Raw genomic sequence first — 18,546 nt, forward strand, 5'->3', positions numbered from 1 at the left:
ACGTTGCGCATTTCCGTCAAGCCCGGGCTTGTCCCGGGCATCCACGTCTTTAGAGTCTGACGGCAAAGAGACGTGGATGGCCGGAACAAGTCCGGCCATGACGAGGAAACACAATGACCACCCTCCCCGAGATCCCGCTCCCCTCCTCCATCCGCTCCCGCTACGTCGACGGCATCAACGGCCTGCGCATGCACGTGCTGGAAGCCGGCTTCGAGACGCGCGGTCGCCCCAGCGTGCTGCTGCTGCACGGCTTTCCCGAACTGGCCTATAGCTGGCGCAAGGTGATGCCGGTTCTCGCAGCGGCCGGCTATCACGTGATTGCGCCGGACCAGCGCGGCTATGGCCGCACCACCGGATGGGATCCGGACTACGACGGCGATCTCGCCTCGTTCCGGCTCACCAATCTGGTGCGCGACGCACTCGGGCTGGTGTCGGCGTTCGGCTATCGCAGCGTCGACGCTGTCATCGGGCATGACTTCGGCTCGTCGGTCGCGGCCTGGTGCGCGCTGATCCGGCCCGACGTGTTTCGCTCGGTCGTCATGATGAGCGCGCCGTTCGCCGGTCCACCGTCGCTGCCCTTCAACACCGTGGACGGTCCGGTCAAACCCGCAACAGAAGATCCCCTTCATCGCGACCTCGCCGCGCTGCCGCGGCCGCGCAAGCACTACCAATGGTACTATTCGACGCGCGAGGCGAACGACGACATGCACCAGGCGCCACAGGGCGTGCATGATTTCCTGCGCGCCTACTACCATCACAAGAGCGCGGACTGGAAAGACAACCGGCCCTATCCGCTCAAATCATGGACGGCGGACGAAATCGCAAAACTGCCGACCTATTATGTAATGGACCTTGCCAATGACATGGCCGCGACCGTCGCGAAGGAAATGCCATCGTCCGCCGAAATCACCGCCAACAAATGGCTTCCTGACAGCGAGCTTGCCTTCTATAGCGCCGAATATGCCCGCACCGGATTTCAGGGCGGCCTGCAATGGTATCGCTGCGGCACCTCGAGCGTGTTCTTGCCCGAACTGCAGACCTGGTCGGGCCGCACCATCGACGTGCGCTCTGCCTTCATCTCGGGCAAGCAGGACTGGGGCACCTATCAACGCCCCGGCGTGTACGAGGCCATGCAGTCGAAGGCCTGCACGCGCATGATCGGCTGCCATCTCGTCGATGGCGCGGGCCACTGGGTGCAGCAGGAAAAGGCTAACGAGGTGAGCTGGTTGCTGGTGCAATTCTTGCGAGGGGCGACGGCGAGCGCATAGACGAAGGTGAACCAGGCCACGCCCAACAATTGACCGCGGCGACAGCCAATATTAGAATAATTCTAAAGTAAGAAAAAGGCGCTGTCCCGTGAAGAATTTCGCCGATCTGACCGAGCGCGAAGTGCTGGCTGTTGCGATCTCTTCCGAGGAGGAAGACAGCCGGATCTACATGAGTTTCGCTGAAGATCTCGCCGATCGCTATCCGGACTCGGCCAAGGTGTTCGAGGAGATGGCCGAGGAGGAGCGAGGCCACCGCCACCGGCTGCTGGAGTTGTACGAGGAGCGCTTCGGCAAGCACCTGCCGCCGATCCGGCGCGATAACGTCAAAGGGTTTTTGCGCCGCCGCCCGGTCTGGCTGACCAGGAACCTATCGCTCGACATCATCCGCAAGGAAGCCGAGACGATGGAGTTCGAGGCCGAGCGCTTCTACATCAAGGCCGCCGAGCAGAGCCAGGATGTCGACGTCCGCCGCTTGCTCGGCGATCTTGCCGACGCGGAGAAAGGCCACGAGAGCCTAGCCGCCAAGTTGACCGACCAGATCCTCAGTCCGGACGTTCGCGCGGAAGAAGACAAGACGCGCCGGCGCGTGTTCGTGCTGCAATATGTGCAGCCGGGACTCGCCGGGTTGATGGACGGCTCGGTCTCGACGCTCGCCCCGCTGTTCGCCGCGGCGTTTGCCACCCATCAGAACTGGCCGACGTTTCTGGTCGGACTCGCCGCCTCGATCGGCGCCGGCATCAGCATGGGCTTTGCCGAAGCCTTGTCCGACGATGGCTCGCTGACGGGGCGTGGTTCGCCATGGCTGCGCGGCGTCACTTGCGGATTAATGACGGCACTCGGCGGCGTCGGCCACACGCTTCCCTATCTGGTACCGGATTCCTGGGCGAACGCGTTCTGGATCGCAACCGCCATCGCCTGTGTCGTGGTGTTCTTCGAACTATGGGCGATCGCCTTTATCCGCGCGCGATACATGGACACGCCATTCCTGCAGGCGGCGTTCCAGATCGTGCTCGGCGGCGGCATCGTGCTCGCGGTCGGGATACTGATCGGCGGGGCGTAGCTATCAGCAATTGCTGTCAAGCATCCGTCTTGCGACCCCTGCATAAACTGAGCATCATCTGTGGCCTTCATCGAAAACAACAGACCGGGAGCGCGCCTTGGCCAAATCGCAATGGAGTTTCAAGACCGCCGTCGAATTGTCGGCGGCCCTCGCTGCCAAAAAAGTTTCAGCCGTCGAATTGGCCGAGGACGCGATCGGCCGCATCGAACGGCACGACGCGAAGATCAATGCGATTTGCGTTCGCGATTTCGAGCGCGGCCTTGCCGCCGCCCGCGGCGCCGACGCCGAACTGGCACGCGGCGTGAAGAAGCCGCTGCTCGGTCTCCCCGTGACGGTGAAAGAATCCTACAACATCGCAGGATTGCCGACGACATGGGGCATTCCGGCGCAGAAGGATTTTACGCCGACCGAGGACGCACTCTCGATCACGCGCGCCAAGGACGCCGGCGGCGTGATCCTTGGCAAGACCAACGTGCCGCTCGGGCTCGGCGACTGGCAAAGCTACAACGAGATTTACGGCACCACCAACAACCCGTTCGATCTCGGCCGCACGCCGGGCGGCTCTTCCGGCGGATCGTCGGCGGCGCTCGCCGCGGGCTACGGGCCGCTGTCGCTCGGCTCAGATATCGGCGGATCGCTGCGCGTGCCCGCATTTCACTGCGGCGTCTATGCGCACAAGCCGACGTTTGGGCTGGTCCCCGGCCGCGGCCATACCCCGCCGCCATTCCAACCGTTGCCGCTTGACCGCGACCTTGCCGTGATTGGACCAATGGCGCGCAGCGCCGCCGATCTTTCGCTGCTGCTCGACACCATCGCAGGCCCCGATCCACTGGAGGCCGGCAAGGGCTACAAGCTCGCACTGCCGCCGTCGCGTCACGGCGCGCTGAAGGACTTTCGCGTGCTGGTGATCGATACCGACCCGGTGATGCCGACCGACAACGTGGTGCGTGGCACGATCGGCAACCTCGTCTCCAATCTCGAAAAGGTTGGCGCCATGGTCGAACGCAACAGCCCGCTGCTGCCGGACTTTGCCGAAACATCCCGGCTCTACATGCGGATGCTGATGGCGTTCCTCGGCGCCTCCTTCCCGCCGGAAGCCCATGCCGGTGCGGAGGCCGCCCTCGCCGCGCTGCCGGCGAGCGACCTGAGCCTCCGCGCCGAACGCCTGCGCGGCATGACGCAAAGCCACCGCAACTGGCTGATGGACGATGTCGCGCGCGGGCGGCTGCGCGCGCAATGGCGCGAACTGTTCAAGACCTATGACGCCGTGATCTGCCCGATCATGCCGACGCCGGCCTATCCGCACGACCATTCCGACGACCAGGAGAAGCGCCGCATCAAGATCGACGGCAAGGATTACGTCTATCCCGATCAGCTCTCCTGGCCCGGCATCGCCACCTTGCCCGGCCTGCCCTCCACCGCGATCCCGACCGGCTTTTCGCCGGATGGGTTGCCGGTCGGCGTGCAGATCGTCGGGCCCTGGCTGGAGGACCGCACGCCGCTAAAGCTGGCGGAACTGATCGAGCGCGAATTCGGCGGCTTCAAGCCGCCGCCTATGTTTGATGATTGAGGGGCGAAAACTTACCTGCAACGTTATTGCGTGCGGCGCGAAGCGATCCATAATCATCTCAGGAAGCCGGATTGCTTCGCCGCCCGCGTCTCGCAGCGACGCGAAACGCAAAGACTGAAGGGGAAGTCATGAGCAAGGATGTCGAAGAGCTAACTGCGCTCAACCGCGACTACGTCGCCTCCGTGCAGAATTGCGACGTCAAACGTTTCGACGAGATTCTGGCGCCAGATTTCTATTGCTCGAATCCCGACAAGACCTTGGTCGACCGAGCAGCGTTTCTGAAACAGACGGCGGTGCCGGTAACGATCAGGAACCTGACGACCCACGACGTCAAAATCCGCGTGCTGGGCGACTTCGCCATCATCCACGCCGCTACGAGCTATACGACGGCTGACGGCCACCAGGCTCATGGCCGTTACACCGATTGCTGGGCGAAACAGAACGGCAAGTGGCTCGCGGTGTCCGCGCACGTGTCGCGATAAGTCAAAGCCGTCATTGCCGGGCTTGACCCGGCAATCCATCCGCTTCGAAGGAAGGCTTCTTGTGAAGATCGATGGATGCCCGGGTCAAGCCCGGGCATGACGAGCTCGATCTATCTCACGTATCGAACATGATCACGCTGCGCAGCGTTTTGCCGGCCTTCATGCTGGCAAAGCCCTCGTTGATTTCGGAGAGCTTCAGCTTGGCCGAGATCCAGTCCTCCAGGTGCAGCTTGCCGCGCATGTAGAATTCGACGAGGCGGGGCATGTCGACGCGGAAATGATTGGAGCCCATCGACGAGCCCTGGATCCGGCGCTCGCGCAGGAAATCGAAGCCGTGCAGTTCGATCTTCTGGCCGAACGGGATCATGCCGACGATGGTCGCGGTGCCGCCCGCCGCCAGCATCGCAAAGGACTGCTCTGCGGTTTCCTTGCGGCCCAGCACCTCGAAGGAGTGATGCACGCCGCCACCGGTGAGTTCGCGCACCTGCTGCACCACGTCGCCCCTCGCAGGGTCGACGATGTCGGTGGCGCCGAGCTTGCTGGCCAACTGCAGCTTGGCCGGGTTGGTATCGATCGCGATGATGCGGCCGGCGCCTGCGATCGCAGCCCCATTGATCGCCGCCATGCCGACGCCGCCGCAGCCGATCACCGCGACGGTTTCGCCGGCCTGAACCTTGGCCGTGTTCACCACCGCGCCGTAGCCGGTGATCACGCCGCAGCCGATCAGCGCCGCCAGCTCCAGCGGCATGTCCTTGCGGATTTTGACGATGGCATTTTCGTGCACCAGCATCTGCTCGGCGAAGGACGAGAGGTTGAGGAACTGATGGAGCTTCTCCTCACGCGCCCAGGACAGCCGGTTGGACTGGCCGGGCAGCATCTTCACGGTGGTGTCGGTGCAGAGCACCGTGCGGCCGGTGGCGCAGTTGTCGCAGGTGCCGCAGAACACCGACAGGCAGGTCACGACGTGATCGCCGGGTTTTACATAGGTGACGTCGGAACCGACCTTCTCGACCACGCCGGCCGATTCATGGCCGAGCACGGCCGGCAGCGGATGCGGGTAGAGCCCTTCCATGAAATGCAAATCGGAATGGCAGAGGCCGGCGACGCGCGTGCGGATCAGGACTTCGCGCGGGCCGGGATTCGGCACGCTGACATCCTCGATCACCAACGGCTTGTTGACTTCATGCAGGACGGCGGCCTTCATCGGTGCTTCCCCTTCAATTTCTGTTATTTTTGAACCAGAACTGAAGCCAGCCTACGCTGCGACGAGCAATTCGCCAACCTCGGCCATGCCGACGCTGCGCTCACCGAGCAACTGATCGGTGATGGCACGCTGGGTCGCATTTTCCGCAAGCCGGAACGGGTCGACCGCCGAGACGCGATGGTCGATCACCATCCGCGACAGCAACAGCCGCCGGGCGTCGCCGCGCATCTCGTGGATGCGTCCGCCCTCCCAGGCCAGCGCGACCGCACTGGCGACATGATAGAGCAGGCTGGTGGCGCGTCGCGCATCGCCCTCGTTGTCGCTCCGGCTGGCCACTTCGCGCGCGAATCCGACGGCGCGATCGGTCAATTCCCGCAGACGATTGCGCCAGGCCTGCGGCACATTGGCGCTGTCGTCGAGACGGGCGTGCAGGTCCGCTGCCAACGCCGCATCGGCGCCGTGACGGCCGACCGCGCGCGTTAGCGCATCTATGGCCACAATATTACCGGTGCCTTCCCAGATCGAGCCGAGATGGGCGTCGCGCAGCAGCCTGCTGGTTGCAAATTCCTCGATGTAGCCGATCCCGCCGCGCATCTCCAACGCATCGCCGCAGACTTTTCGCGCGTCACGCGTCGCGCGGAATTTCAGCGTCGGCGTCAGGATGCGCAGCAACGCGGCGGCGTCCTGGCTGCCGGCCTCGGCGCGGTCCAGCGCATCTGCGGTGAGGAAGCTCATCGACAGCGCCTGCTCGGTCGGCAGCATGATCTTCGTCAATTGCCGCCGCGCCAGCGGCAGGTCGATGATGCGGCTGCCGAACACCACGCGGTTTCGCGCCACCGTCATCGCATCATGGTGCGCGCGCCGCATCAGCGCGGTGGATTTGACACCGTTGGAGAGCCGCGACGAATTGACCATCTCGGCCATCTGCACGAAGCCGCGGTCGAGCTTGCCGACGGCATAGGCAATCGCGCCCTCGAACTTGATTTCGCCCGACGCCATCGAGCGGGTGCCGAGCTTGTCCTTCAGGCGGACGATCCGGTAGTGGTTCTGCGAGCCGTCGTCGAGATACCGCGGCATCAGGAACAGCCCGACGCCACGCGTGCCAGGACCCGCGCCCTCGGGGCGCGCCAGCAGCATCACCACCTTGGCGTCGGCATTGGAGCAGAACCATTTTTCGCCGTAGAGCCGCCAGTGCTCGCCTTCCTGCACGGCTCTTGTCGTCAGCGTGCCGACGTCGGAGCCGCCCTCCTTCTCAGTCATGAACTGGCCGCCCTGGGTCAGCTTGCTCATGTCGGTCTGGGTCAGGCCGTCGAGATATCTCGCCTTCAACGCCTCGCTGCCGAAATTGTTGAGCAGTTTTGCGCAGCCGTCGGTGACGTTGATCGGGCAACCCATGCCGAACTCGGTCTGATTGAACAGGAACGTAAAGGCGTGCTTGGCCACAACAGGGTATTTGTCCGGCCAGCCCATGATGCCCTTGCGGATCGACATCGCGTGAATGCCAAACTCACCGAACGCGGCCTTCTCCAACTCGCGGTAGGCCGGATGATATTCGATGTACTGGGTATCGCGCCCGAACTTGTCGCGCTGATGCAATACCGGCGTGTGACGGTCGGCGAGCCGCGCGCATTCGTCGAGATAGCCTCCGGCCATTTCGCCGAGGCGATCGAGATGCGGCTCGATATGGCGGAACAGCGCATCAGGGAGATGCAGCCGCAGCAGATCCGTCAGCGCCGGATCGGCCCGGTAGAAATTCATTCCCGTCGTATCAGGCGCGAGCAATCCCGGCTGATTGGCCGAACCTGTCGCGCGATCATGCATGCGTGGCTGCATTTTTAGCCCTTGTTCGTTCCATCAGATATTGGTCATCTACCGATAACGCAGGCGATCAAGCCGTCAACAAGCATAATTGGAGGACCACCCCATGGTGGACGGATATCGCATCATTGGCGCCGGGATATTTCCGCAACAAGGACATTCCGCTCCAACGGATTTTGAGAAACGCAGCCAATAAGCGCGATCTCGAGCCTATCTCCGCCGCCCCAGGTTGCCTGGCGGGATTACGTGCCTAGATACCCAGTCCCGGCCTTCTCTGGAGAGCGCCCATGGAAATTCCCAGCTACAAGATTGCCCTGATCGTCGGCGTCGGCGAGGGATTGAGCGCATCGCTGGCGCGGCTGTTCGCGCGCGAAGGCATCAAGGTTGCGCTCGCCGCGCGCAAGATCGAGAAGCTCGGCGCGCTCTGCACCGAGACCGGCGCCCGTGCCTTTGCCTGCAATGCGACCGAAGCCGAGGAAGTCGAGCGTCTCTTTGGCATGGTCGAGCGCGAGATCGGAACGCCCGATATCGTCGTCTATAATGCCAGCGGACGGGCGCGCGGCGCTTTCACCGACCTGGTTCCGGCAGATGTCGCACAGGCGATTGCCGTTTCGGCGTTCGGCGGCTTTCTGGTGGCGCAGCAGGCGGCCACACGCATGTTGCCCAACAGGCACGGCGCAATCCTGTTCACCGGCGCTTCCGCCAGCGTCAAGGGCTATCCGCAATCGGCGCCGTTCGCGATGGGCAAGTTCGCGCTGCGCGGGCTCGCCCAGAGCATGGCGCGCGAATTGTCGCCGCAGGGCATCCACGTCGCGCATTTCGTCATCGACGGCGGCATCCGCAGCGCGGCGCGCGCCGAGCCCGCCGACAGGCCGGACTCGATGCTTGATCCCGACGCCATCGCATTGAGCTACTGGAACGTACTGCAGCAGCCGCGCAGCGCCTGGACCTGGGAGGTCGAATTGCGGCCGTGGGTGGAGAAGTTTTGACATGATCGTACGGACTGGAATAACGAAACAACAACTGGGGCAACCATGACCACCGAAACCAAAATCGATACCGGCACCGACGAACTGCTGTGTGTGATCCGCGACCGCGTCGCCATCATCACCCTGAACCGCCCCGAGGCGCGCAATGCGATGTCGGACGCGCTGACGCCGGCCCTGCGCGCGATGATCAAGACCTGCGGCGAGAATCCCGATGTCGGCGTGTTGCTGCTCACCGGCGCGGGCACCGCGTTCTGCGCCGGCGGCAACGTCAAGGGCATGGGCGCGCATCGCGACAGCAAAAAGCTCGCGATGTCCTATGACGAGAAGGTCGCCGATTTGCAGGAGCGGCAGCGTCTGTTGACGGGCGCGCTGGCTTCGGTGCGCAAGCCGACGATTGCGGCGCTGCCCGGCCCCGCGGTCGGCGCGGGCCTTGCGATCGCGTTGGCCTGCGACATCCGGATCGCGGCGCAATCGGCGTTTGTCTCCACCGGCTATCTCCGCGTGGCGCTTTCCGGAGATTATGGCATCGCCTGGCTGCTGACGCGGCTGGTTGGCACGTCGCGGGCGCGCGAACTGATGTTCACCGCCGAGAAGGTCGATGCCGCCAGATGCGAGGCGATCGGCCTCGTCAACCGCGTGGTGCCTGATGACAAGCTGCAGGCCGAAGCCTGCGCGCTCGCCAAATCGATGGCCGAAGGGCCGACGCTGGCGCTGCGCTACATGAAGGACAATCTCGACGAAGCGCTGCAATTCGACTTCGCCACCGCACGCGACCATGAGGCCGAGCGTCTGGTCCGCCTGACCACCACCGCCGATCACAAGGAGGCCGTGCAGGCCTTCATCGACAAGCGCAAGCCGGTATTTTCAGGCAATTGAGAAAATAGCCCGGTTCTGGCGTGGCCAGAACCGGGCTCAGTTGTCAGACCGCAAGCGAGGACATTGCGCTGGGAGAGGCGGCGGCGAGCCGCCAACTGGCGCATGGGATTTCCTGCGGTTCGACATGAATTGGCTTCTGGAAGCGCGTCAGCTTCCAGTCGCCAGGGGTAGCGGTGAAGGCGTAGCCGGCCTTGCGGGCGAGCGCGATCATCGCATCATTGGAGCGCAGCGTGTCGCCGAACAGGCGCGCGGCACCGAATGAAGCAGCCCGGCATTCCAGATTTTTCAACAGCGCCCTGCCGATGCCGTGGCCCTGCCAGCGGTCGTCGATCGACAGGCCGAATTCAATGCTGGCCGTGTCGCTGTCGAAGGCGTAGCGCGCCTCGCCCACGATCGTCTCGCGGCCATCGACCAACGTGGTCGCGACCACGCTGAATCGATCGGCCTCGCCGACATGAATGAAGCGGTCGAGTTCGGACGGCGACAGTTCGCTGGCCGCGCCGAGGAAACGGTTGTAGCGGGAGCGCGTCGTCAGCGAGCGGAAATAGTTCTGCAGTGCCCCGGCATCGCGCGGCTCGACGAAGCGCACGGTCACCACCTCGCCGTTACGCACGCGGAGCACGTCGGAATATTGCCTGAGATCGTCGAGCCGCATCGTGGTCATGGGTCGTTCCCGCGGAGCAAAAGAACGGCTGGCGTCCCCGTGATAGGGCGACGCTAGCCTGGCTGCCATTCAAGCCCGCCAGAACGGTTTGTCGGCTTCGTAAGCGACGTCGCTCCAGGAGATGCCGATATCGTGCAGCTCCCGCTCGGACCAGCTGGCCAGTTCGCGGCGCGACCGGTAGCGCTGCAGCCAGACATGGAGAGTATCGGCGAGCCGGGTCAAAAGCCCCGGATCATGATGATTTATCATCGATTCATGCGTGTAAGTGGACATTTTCAGCTCCTGTAGCTAATCTGTTGCCGCTAATATCTGCACTATCTGAGCTTTCACAAACGACACTTTGTACCGTTTCGGATGATATAAACTCATGTATCTGAGGATCGCAGAATGACCGCCAGGCTGCCGTCGCTGAATGGATTGCGCGCCTTCGAGGCCGCGGCGCGGCATTTGAGCTTCACGCAGGCGGCGTCCGAGCTGAATGTCACGCAGACCGCGATCAGCCATCAGATCAAGCGGCTGGAGGAAGAACTCGGCGTTCGCCTGTTCATCCGCCAGAACCGTTCGCTGACGCTGACGCAGCAGGGGCAAGACTACCTCCCCGGCATCCGTGCCGCGTTCAACGATCTCAGGCTTGCGACCGACCGTCTGCTGCGCAAAGACGACGACCATGTGCTGACGGTCTCGACGCTGGCCTCGCTCGCCGCCAAATGGCTGCTGCCGCGGTTGACTGCATTTCAGGAAGCCCATCCCGGCATCGACGTGCGCATCACCACCTCGACCAACCTGGTCGACTTCCAGCGCGACAATGTCGACGCCGGAATCCGCTACGGCCGCGGCCAATGGCCGGGCGTTCGCGCCGACTGGCTGATGGCGGACGAGCTCTTCCCGGTGTGCAGCCCGGCGCTGCTTAAAGGCAACAAGCCGCTGAAATGCCCCGAGGACCTCCGGGATCACGTGCTGCTGCATACCAGCAACGCCAACAGCGACGACTGGCGGCTGTGGCTGACGGCGGCCGGACTGTCGGCCGATTTTTCGAAACAGCCGGGTGTCACTTTCGACCTGATCTTCATGACGGTGCAGGCCGCGATCGACGGCCTCGGCGTCGCCATGGGCCGCACCGCCTATGTGCAGGAAGACATCGCCAAGGGCCGGCTGGTCGTTCCCTTCAACATCGCATTTCCGGTCGATGCCGGCTTTTATCTGGTCTCGCCTGCGGGCAGAACCGATCCGCCCAAACTCGCGGCCTTCCGGCAATGGCTGCTCGCATCCGTGCAGAGCAAGCCCTGACATCGCAGATATTCCGCATAGCGAGTTGCATGCGACATCGTCGCATGCGGCTGCACTGATCGACAAAGTTCGAGCACGAGAAGCGTGACGCGGCCTCTTCAGCAGGCTAGAAAATCGCGGGGGTGGATGGATTTGCCTGGCCGGGCGCCGGTTTGATTTCCAGGCCAACAACGACAACAAGAGCGCATGGCCGATCTGACCAAAAAATTCGATGTGCTGGTGATCGGCGGCGGCAACGCCGCTTTGTGCGCCGCCATCAGCGCCCGACGCGCCGGTGCCTCCGTGCTGGTGCTGGAAGGCGCACCAAAGTTCTATCGCGGTGGCAATACCCGCCACACCCGCAACATGCGCTGCGCCCATGATGCTGCGACCGAGATTCTCACCGGCCCCTACACCGAAGAAGAGTTCTGGGACGATCTGTTGCGCCTGACCGGCGGGCAGACCGACGAGGAACTGGCCAAGTTCATGATCAAGGAGTCCAAGGACATCCTGAACTGGGTCGTCGAACAGGGCGTGCGCTGGCAGCCCTCGCTCGGCGGCACGCTGAGCCTTGGCCGCACCAACTCGTTCTTCCTCGGCGGCGGCAGGGCGATGCTGAATGCGCTTTATCTCACCGCGGAAAAACTCGGTGTCGAGATCGTCTACGATGCTGAAGTGACCGACCTCGCGATCGAGGACGGCATGTTTCTGTCCGCGACGCTGGAGCAGCCGATCGATGGCACGAGCGAAATCTGCGCCTTGACGCTGGTGGCAGCCGCCGGCGGATTTGAAGCCAACATCGAATGGCTGAAGCAGTATTGGGGCGATGCGGCCGACAATTTCCTGATCCGCGGCACACCCTATAACCGCGGCTCCATTCTTAAGATCCTGCTCGACAAGGGCGTGCAGGACATCGGCGACCCCACCCAATGCCATGCGGTGGCGATCGATGCCCGCGCGCCGAAATTCGACGGCGGCATCATCACGCGGCACGACTCGGTGGTGTTCGGCATCGTCGTCAACAAGCACGCCCAGCGCTTCTACGACGAGGGCGAGGACATCTGGCCGAAGCGCTACGCGATCTGGGGCCGGCTGGTGGCCGCGCAGCCGGACCAGATCGCCTACATCATCTTCGATGCGTCCGTTCGCAACAGTTTTATGCCGACGCTGTTTCCGCCGATCGAGGGCGGCAGCATTGCGGAGTTGGCCGGCAAGCTCGATCTCGATCCGGCCGCGCTGGAAAAGACCATCACCGAATTCAACGCCGCGGTGCAGCCCGGCACCTTCGATCACACCATCCTGGATGATTGCCGCACCGAAGGCATCACGCCGCCGAAGACGCACTGGGCGCGCAGGATCGAGACGCCGCCTTACCTCGCCTATCCGGTGCGACCCGGCATCACCTTCACCTATCTCGGCACCCGCGTGAACAGGCAGTCGCGCATGGTGATGAGGGACGGCAAGCCTTCCGCCAACATGTTCGCGGCCGGTGAAATCATGGCCGGCAACGTGCTCGGCAAGGGCTACGCAGCCGGCATCGGCATGACCATCGGCAGCGTGTTCGGCCGGGTGGCGGGACGGGAAGCGGCGAAGAATGCGAGAAATTAACGCGAAGCACCTCGCCCTGCTTGCGGGGAGAGGGAGTCAAAGGGAGGATTGATGATGCGCGTAGCGATTGTTTCTGCTGTTCTGATGTCTACGACACTGGCCCACGCGGCCGAGCCGATCGCGTTGCGCGATATGGGCTCGTTCCATGTTGGCGGAAGGCTGGTCGAGATTTCCGGCAAGCCGGTCAAGGAGGTGACGTTCACCCCCGGCGGCGTACCTGCAAAAGTCGATCCCAACGGCACCTATCAGGTCGAGCAGATGTATGTGCAGTATTTTCTGCCCGCCAACGAAAAGGGCGCCTATCCACTGCTGATGTGGCATGGCGGCGGGCTGACCGGCGTCACGTATGAGACAACGCCGGACGGACGTGAGGGCTGGCTGAACTATTTCCTGCGCAAGGGCTGGGCCGTCTACAATTCCGACGCAGTCGAGCGCGGCCGCGCCGGCTGGGCGCAATACCCGGATATCTTCAAGAGCGAGCCGGTGTTTCTCACGACCGCCAACCCGTTCGAGCGTTTTCGCATCGGCGACGGCGCCGGCTCCTACAATCCGGATCCGGCCAAGCGGAAGCTGATGCCCGGCAGCCAGTTTCCCAATGAAGGCTACGAGAATTTCGTCAAGCAGAACGTGCCGCGCTGGACCACGACCGACGACGCCATCATCGCCGCCTATATCGCCGAGATCGACCGCGTCGGTCCGTCCATCATCCTGTTCCACAGCCAGGCCGGCAGCTTCGGCTTCAAGGTGGCGCAGGCGCGGCCCGACAAGGTCAAGGCGCTGATTGCGATCGAGCCCGCCGGCATCGGCGATCCCGCCAAGGTCGATGTCCTCAAAAACATTCCGACGCTGATCGTCTATGGCGACTACATCGAGAAGGATTCGCGCTGGCCGAAAATCCGCGCCAACGGCATCGCCTTTGCGGACGCCATCAAGGCCGCTGGCGGCAGCGTCGATGTCGTCGACCTGCCGCAGGCCGGCATCAAGGGCAATTCGCACATGGTGATGATGGACAAGAACAATGCCGAGGTCGCAGCCCTGATCCAGAAGTGGCTCGAAGGCAAGGGGCTGACGAAGTAACCGGGCCGCTTGAGGGAGAAAGCAAGGCAACATGCACGGAACGAAGATCCTGGAGGAAGCCGACCGGCTGATGACGGTCTGCAATTCCTGCCGCTATTGCGAAGGGCTGTGCGCGGTATTTCCGGCGATGGAAATGCGCCGCGCGTTTTCCGACGGCGACCTCAACTACCTCGCCAATCTCTGCCATTCCTGCGGCGCCTGCTACACCGACTGCCAGTTCTCGCCGCCGCATGAATTCAACGTCAATGTGCCGAAGATGCTGGCAGTGGCACGCGCAGAATCCTACGCGGCCTATGCGTGGCCCCGCGCCTTCGCGGGCGCGTTCGCGCGCAACGGGCTCGTTATCAGCCTGATCGCGGCGCTCAGCGTTGCCGCGTTCATCCTCGGCTTTGCCGCTCTGCACGACCGGCAGGTGTTGTTTGGTACGCACACCGGCCCCGGCGCGTTCTACAAATTGATGCCGCACAACGCGATGGCCGCGTTGTTCGGCGCGGCGTTTCTTTATGCGATCGTGGCGCTGATCATGGGCGTGCGCGCGTTCTGGCGCGACATCGGCGAGCCCGTCGGCATGAAGACCGACATGGCCGCGCTGCTGCAAGCGATCCGCGATGCCGGCGAGCTGCGCTATCTCGATGGCGGCGGGGTCGGCTGCTTCAACGAGGACGAGCGCCCGACCGACCGCCGCAGGCTGTATCACCACTTTACCTTCTACGGCTTTGCGCTGTGTTTCGCCTCGACCTGCGTCGCGACGCTCTATCACTATCTGCTGGCGCGCGAGGCGCCGTATGCGTGGTGGGATCTGCCCGTAGTGCTCGGCACGCTCGGCGGCATCGGGCTGCTGATCGGGCCGATCGGCTTGCTCGCCGAACGACGGAAGCGCGATCCCGTGCTGGTCGATGAAGCCCGCTACGGCATGGATATCGCGTTCATCGTGATGCTGTTCCTGACGAGCCTCACTGGCATGGCACTGTTGCTGTTGCGCGAGACCGCTGCGATGGGTCCGCTGCTGGCGCTGCATCTCGGCGTGGTGTTCGCGCTGTTCGTCACCATGCCCTATGGCAAGTTCGTGCACGGGATCTATCGTTTCACCGCGCTGGTGCGCTATGCGATGGAGCGGAAGGCGATGGGGCATGGGGTGCCGGAGTAAGGCCGGCGGTTTCTCCACGTCATTGCCTGCGACAAACGCGAAGCGTTTGCGCAAGGGAGTCCCGTAGGATGGGTGGAGCGAAGCGATACCCATCAATGCCGGTGCGTGTGGTGATGGGTATCGCTGCGCTCCACCCATCCTACGACATAACTTCGCGATCTCGCGGCGCATTGCGCCCGAGGTTTGCATCTTCGTTTGCCCTCTTCGATTAGAGGGCGCAGGGAAGACCGGGTGCTTGCTGCACCCGCGGTCTCGCGTGCGATTTGCGCAAACAAAAGTGCACACGAGCATACAGGGCAGCGGGAGCATTCCGGCCTTCCCTGCGCAATGGCTTTACGGCTTACTTCGTGCTCTTCCCGGAGAACGGCTCTTTTGCCTCCGTCGCCCCCGAGAAGCTTCGCTTCTCTCGGACTTAGCGCCAGCACCGCGGCGCCCGAACCACACGACTTCGCCGTACGCGTCAGGCGCGTACGTCTAGCGCGCCATTTGCGTCCATCGCATCTCACCGCACGTTCGTGACGATCGCGAGCGCCCCTCATCTGCCGTGAGACGGGCGGAGTTATGCCGGTGATTTGGGTGCCAAGTTAAGCGGAATATTTTTGCGCGAAGGCCTGGACAGGTTTTGGGTGATTTGCCCGTCGTGTTGTTTTGTCGCAGTTGTGCACCAAGATTGCGCTTGCGCGTAAAGCAAATCAGTTCGCAGAGCCGTAGGGTAGGCAAAGCGAAGGTGTACCCACCATCAGGAGGCGCGCGCGACGATAGATGGTGGCACGGCGCTATCGCGCCTTGCAGTCGTCGATTTGATTCACCGGAATGTGACTGCATCGCGCATTTGCACGATGAGGTACAAATTAGTGCACGAATGCGCGCTATTTGCTCTCGCATTGGCGCTCACCAGTACCTATCTGTGATTCAGGTAGGAAATTCGCCCCAAGGACAACTCCGCAAAGGAGCCATCTAATGGCGAACGTAATAACCACTGGGGCCTGGCTTTCTGCTCCGACTAAAAAACCCTCATTTTTTGCACGATTGTTGCGCGCTCGCGTTGAATCCAATCAGCGACGGGCTGACCGCGTTGTCGAGAACTACATTGCTACCCACGGGCTGCAAGAGCTGTCTGATGATGCAGAGCGTCAAATCAGTCGTTTGCTTACCAAGGCGAGCCAGCAGCCATGATCACACTCATCATCATCCACGTAGCAACCAGGCTCGCTCGATTTTGGAACGAGGTTCGTGAGACATGGCGCGAAACGCAGCGCCTTCGTCGCACCCTTGCCGGCCCGATCGAGGAGTAGCTAAAACCGCAGCATCGTAGGGTGGGCAAAGCGAAGCGTGCCCACCAAACACGCTGGATATGCTGGAGCCATGGTGGGCACGGCAAGAGCGCCTTTGCCCACCCTACTCGAGTCAGTATCGCTCCACGATCTGTTCGAGCTTCCTGCTGAGTAACCAGGACAAGCCGAGGAACGCGACCAGCATCACGATGCCCAGGCCCGAAGAGGCATTGTTGATGGACGTCTCCGAGAATTGACCGAAGGCATAGCCGGCAGAGACAACGGCGCCGGACCAAAGGCCCGCCGCGACGAAGTTGAGCGCAAGGAATGTGGACCAGGGCAGCCGCGATATCCCGTAAGCAAACCCCGCGAGCCCGCGGATGCCATGCGGGAAACGATGAAACAGGATCATCCAGACATAGTGACGGTCCGTCAGGCGGACGACGGTCTGTACGGGACGCTCGAACCGCGGAAAGCGATCGAGCAAGCGGGCGCCATAGCGCCGCCCGATCCAGAAGCGAATGACGTCGCCGGCGAAACTGCCGAACCAGCAGACCACGATGAGCGTGCCAAGACCCAGCGCGCCCGAATGCGCCGCATAGCCCGCGAACAGCGCAAGCAGCAGGCTATGCGAGGCCGCATAGGCAAACATGAAGCTGTAGGCCGCATCGCCGTGCTGGCGTATGAGGTCGAGGAACGAGGTCAGATCCGTCGGAAACAGCAATGTAAGCCCACCCACTCGCTCATGGAATGTTCCCCCAGACGAGTGGGTTCGGGATCGACGCTAGCACTCCGCGGAAGGCCACGGAAGCCAATAGAAAGGCCTACGGCCGCCAGCTTTGCACGCCGAGCGTGTTGCGAGTGAGCTGGGCCGCACAACGGGTTAGGACGCTGACCCACTAATCGAGCCTGATCGGTGCGGCTTGATCGATGTCCGCCATACCCCGATAGCGACCAAATTCCGGAGCGCAGCGAAATGACGCGATGTGCCAGCAGCAGTCATTCAGTTTCTGGGCCGCAACTATCAGCAAGATCACTTCGACGCGCGGCCATTTCTCGGGATTGCGGCCATCACAATAAGTCCGGCTGCCGCTTCGGTTTGATCCTGATCAAGTTCAGCAGCGTTGCGGCCGCGACCATCACCAGGGTACCAGCGACGCTGAGCGCGATCTGCATCGCAAGCCCATCCGAGATGTTGACCAGCGCCATTTGGCTGGCGAGCGCCAGTAGAACACCGAGGCAATAGATTGCCAGCGAGTTCTCGCCACAGCGGATCGCGCCGCGCATCACCGGCGTCGTCAGCCCTCGCCAATCGCGAGGCACGAGCCATGTCGCCAAAATCGCAAGGGCAAGAAAATGCAACAGTCGCAAAGGATCGAGATTCGATTTGTCCAGCGGATAGATCAACCTTGCCAGCGTCTGCGGGACCAGCGCTTCCAGTGGTTTGACGCTGCAACTCAATGCGATGATCAGGCTGAAAACCAGATAGAGAACGGCAAGCACAAGCGCCGGGCGCGAGGTCACCCACGGCCAGAATTTCCTGCCCTCCGTGATCCACCACGCGCCGAGCACAACCAGCAACTGCCAGGCCAGCGGATTGAAGAACCAGTGATTGTTCGGCCATGCCGGGACAGTCCAGCCGAAGACGTGCACCAGCGCATAAAGCAAGAACGAGGCGCCGAGCGCCAGGTTCGGCACTCGGAGCAGCAGCCACAGCAGCAGCGCGAACGAAAAGTGATAAACCACAAAGATCGGCAGGACGTCGGTGTTGACGGGACGGTATTGCAGGATCACCGCATGTGCGAGCGTCGCGCCGGGATGTTCCAACAGAATGCGCGTATTGCTGTCGTCGGCAAACCTACCGCCGCCTGCGAGGTGAACCATAATGGCGCAAGCGAGAGTGAGCAGCAGAAATGCGACATAGATGTCCCAGCTCCGCCACAGCGTACGGCTGATTACGCCGCTCCAGCCCTCGCACCAGTGAGCCTTGCCGTAGGCCAGCGCGCAGGTCACACCCGAGACGAACATGAATACTTCCGCGGTATCGCAGAAGCCGTAGTTCCGCAGCGTCAGCCAGCTTCCGACGTTGTTGGGGACATGGTCAAGAAAGATGCACCATAGCGCGATGCCGCGGCAGGCATCGATGCGCAGGTCGCGGCCAACGCCTTTCAGCTCCGTGGGCTCGCCCACCGATGGTTTTGGGGTGACAGTTCGATCATGCATCTGCTTGCCCCGTCCCGTGT

17 protein-coding genes are annotated in these 18,546 nt (G+C 62.7%); 11 read left to right on the plus strand and 6 right to left on the minus strand.

Annotated elements, in window-relative coordinates:
* The first annotated feature begins 113 nt into the window (after window positions 1-113).
* The 4 genes from V1279_RS30905 to V1279_RS30920 all read left to right on the plus strand — a co-directional run bounded on the left by V1279_RS30905 (window position 114) and on the right by V1279_RS30920 (window position 4,380).
* Complete coding sequence (locus V1279_RS30905; RefSeq protein ID WP_334443855.1) at window positions 114-1,268, plus strand: alpha/beta fold hydrolase; 1,155 nt, start codon at window positions 114-116, stop codon at window positions 1,266-1,268.
* An 88-nt stretch (window positions 1,269-1,356) separates the two neighbouring features.
* Window positions 1,357-2,328: an iron exporter MbfA gene (mbfA, locus tag V1279_RS30910; RefSeq protein ID WP_334443857.1), complete on the plus strand. Its 972-nt coding sequence runs from the start codon at window positions 1,357-1,359 to the stop codon at window positions 2,326-2,328.
* Window positions 2,329-2,425: 97 nt separating this feature from the next.
* On the plus strand, window positions 2,426-3,898 hold the full coding sequence (locus V1279_RS30915) for an amidase (RefSeq protein WP_334443859.1): 1,473 nt from the start codon (window positions 2,426-2,428) through the stop codon (window positions 3,896-3,898).
* Between the two features lie 128 nt (window positions 3,899-4,026).
* On the plus strand, window positions 4,027-4,380 hold the full coding sequence (locus V1279_RS30920; protein WP_334443861.1) for a nuclear transport factor 2 family protein: 354 nt from the start codon (window positions 4,027-4,029) through the stop codon (window positions 4,378-4,380).
* Between the two features lie 115 nt (window positions 4,381-4,495).
* Here the strand turns inward: V1279_RS30920 and V1279_RS30925 are convergent, their stop codons facing one another.
* Window positions 4,496-5,584 (minus strand): Zn-dependent alcohol dehydrogenase, encoded by a 1,089-nt coding sequence (locus tag V1279_RS30925; RefSeq protein ID WP_334443863.1) that lies wholly within the window; start codon window positions 5,582-5,584, stop codon window positions 4,496-4,498.
* 51 nt (window positions 5,585-5,635) lie between these two features.
* On the minus strand, window positions 5,636-7,405 hold the full coding sequence (locus V1279_RS30930; protein ID WP_334443866.1) for an acyl-CoA dehydrogenase family protein: 1,770 nt from the start codon (window positions 7,403-7,405) through the stop codon (window positions 5,636-5,638).
* A 284-nt stretch (window positions 7,406-7,689) separates the two neighbouring features.
* On the opposite strand from V1279_RS30930, the gene V1279_RS30935 reads away from it, so the two are divergent.
* Both V1279_RS30935 and V1279_RS30940 read left to right on the plus strand, forming a co-directional pair.
* A complete protein-coding gene (locus tag V1279_RS30935; RefSeq protein ID WP_334443868.1) occupies window positions 7,690-8,391 on the plus strand; it encodes an SDR family NAD(P)-dependent oxidoreductase in 702 nt (233 codons plus the stop codon).
* A gap of 45 nt (window positions 8,392-8,436) precedes the next feature.
* Window positions 8,437-9,267, plus strand: a complete 831-nt coding sequence (locus V1279_RS30940) for an enoyl-CoA hydratase (RefSeq protein ID WP_334443871.1) — start codon at window positions 8,437-8,439, stop codon at window positions 9,265-9,267.
* 43 nt (window positions 9,268-9,310) lie between these two features.
* Here the strand turns inward: V1279_RS30940 and V1279_RS30945 are convergent, their stop codons facing one another.
* Both V1279_RS30945 and V1279_RS30950 read right to left on the minus strand, forming a co-directional pair.
* Window positions 9,311-9,931, minus strand: coding sequence for a GNAT family N-acetyltransferase (locus tag V1279_RS30945; protein WP_334443877.1), 621 nt, complete (start codon window positions 9,929-9,931; stop codon window positions 9,311-9,313).
* A gap of 69 nt (window positions 9,932-10,000) precedes the next feature.
* Window positions 10,001-10,204 carry a DUF1127 domain-containing protein gene (locus V1279_RS30950; RefSeq protein WP_334443879.1) on the minus strand — a complete coding sequence of 68 codons (204 nt, stop codon included), beginning with the start codon at window positions 10,202-10,204 and terminating at the stop codon, window positions 10,001-10,003.
* 114 nt (window positions 10,205-10,318) lie between these two features.
* On the opposite strand from V1279_RS30950, the gene V1279_RS30955 reads away from it, so the two are divergent.
* The 5 genes from V1279_RS30955 (at window position 10,319) to V1279_RS30975 (ending at window position 16,205) form a co-directional block, all read left to right on the plus strand.
* Window positions 10,319-11,218, plus strand: coding sequence for a transcriptional regulator GcvA (locus tag V1279_RS30955; protein ID WP_334443881.1), 900 nt, complete (start codon window positions 10,319-10,321; stop codon window positions 11,216-11,218).
* A 195-nt stretch (window positions 11,219-11,413) separates the two neighbouring features.
* A complete protein-coding gene (gene tcuA / locus V1279_RS30960; RefSeq protein ID WP_334446641.1) occupies window positions 11,414-12,805 on the plus strand; it encodes an FAD-dependent tricarballylate dehydrogenase TcuA in 1,392 nt (463 codons plus the stop codon).
* A gap of 51 nt (window positions 12,806-12,856) precedes the next feature.
* On the plus strand, window positions 12,857-13,882 hold the full coding sequence (locus tag V1279_RS30965; RefSeq protein WP_334443883.1) for an esterase: 1,026 nt from the start codon (window positions 12,857-12,859) through the stop codon (window positions 13,880-13,882).
* 31 nt (window positions 13,883-13,913) lie between these two features.
* Window positions 13,914-15,029 carry a tricarballylate utilization 4Fe-4S protein TcuB gene (gene tcuB / locus V1279_RS30970; protein WP_334443885.1) on the plus strand — a complete coding sequence of 372 codons (1,116 nt, stop codon included), beginning with the start codon at window positions 13,914-13,916 and terminating at the stop codon, window positions 15,027-15,029.
* Window positions 15,030-15,989: 960 nt separating this feature from the next.
* Window positions 15,990-16,205 carry a hypothetical protein gene (locus V1279_RS30975; protein WP_334443887.1) on the plus strand — a complete coding sequence of 72 codons (216 nt, stop codon included), beginning with the start codon at window positions 15,990-15,992 and terminating at the stop codon, window positions 16,203-16,205.
* 231 nt (window positions 16,206-16,436) lie between these two features.
* Here the strand turns inward: V1279_RS30975 and V1279_RS30980 are convergent, their stop codons facing one another.
* Both V1279_RS30980 and V1279_RS30985 read right to left on the minus strand, forming a co-directional pair.
* Entirely contained in the window at window positions 16,437-17,027 is a 591-nt protein-coding gene (locus V1279_RS30980; protein WP_334443890.1) for a DedA family protein, read from the minus strand.
* Window positions 17,028-17,374: 347 nt separating this feature from the next.
* On the minus strand, window positions 17,375-18,526 hold the full coding sequence (locus tag V1279_RS30985) for an OpgC domain-containing protein (RefSeq protein WP_334443892.1): 1,152 nt from the start codon (window positions 18,524-18,526) through the stop codon (window positions 17,375-17,377).
* Between the last annotated feature and the right edge of the window lie 20 nt (window positions 18,527-18,546).

It is taken from the genome of Bradyrhizobium sp. AZCC 1610, from assembly GCF_036924515.1.
In the GTDB taxonomy this organism is placed as follows: Bacteria; Pseudomonadota; Alphaproteobacteria; order Rhizobiales; family Xanthobacteraceae; genus Bradyrhizobium.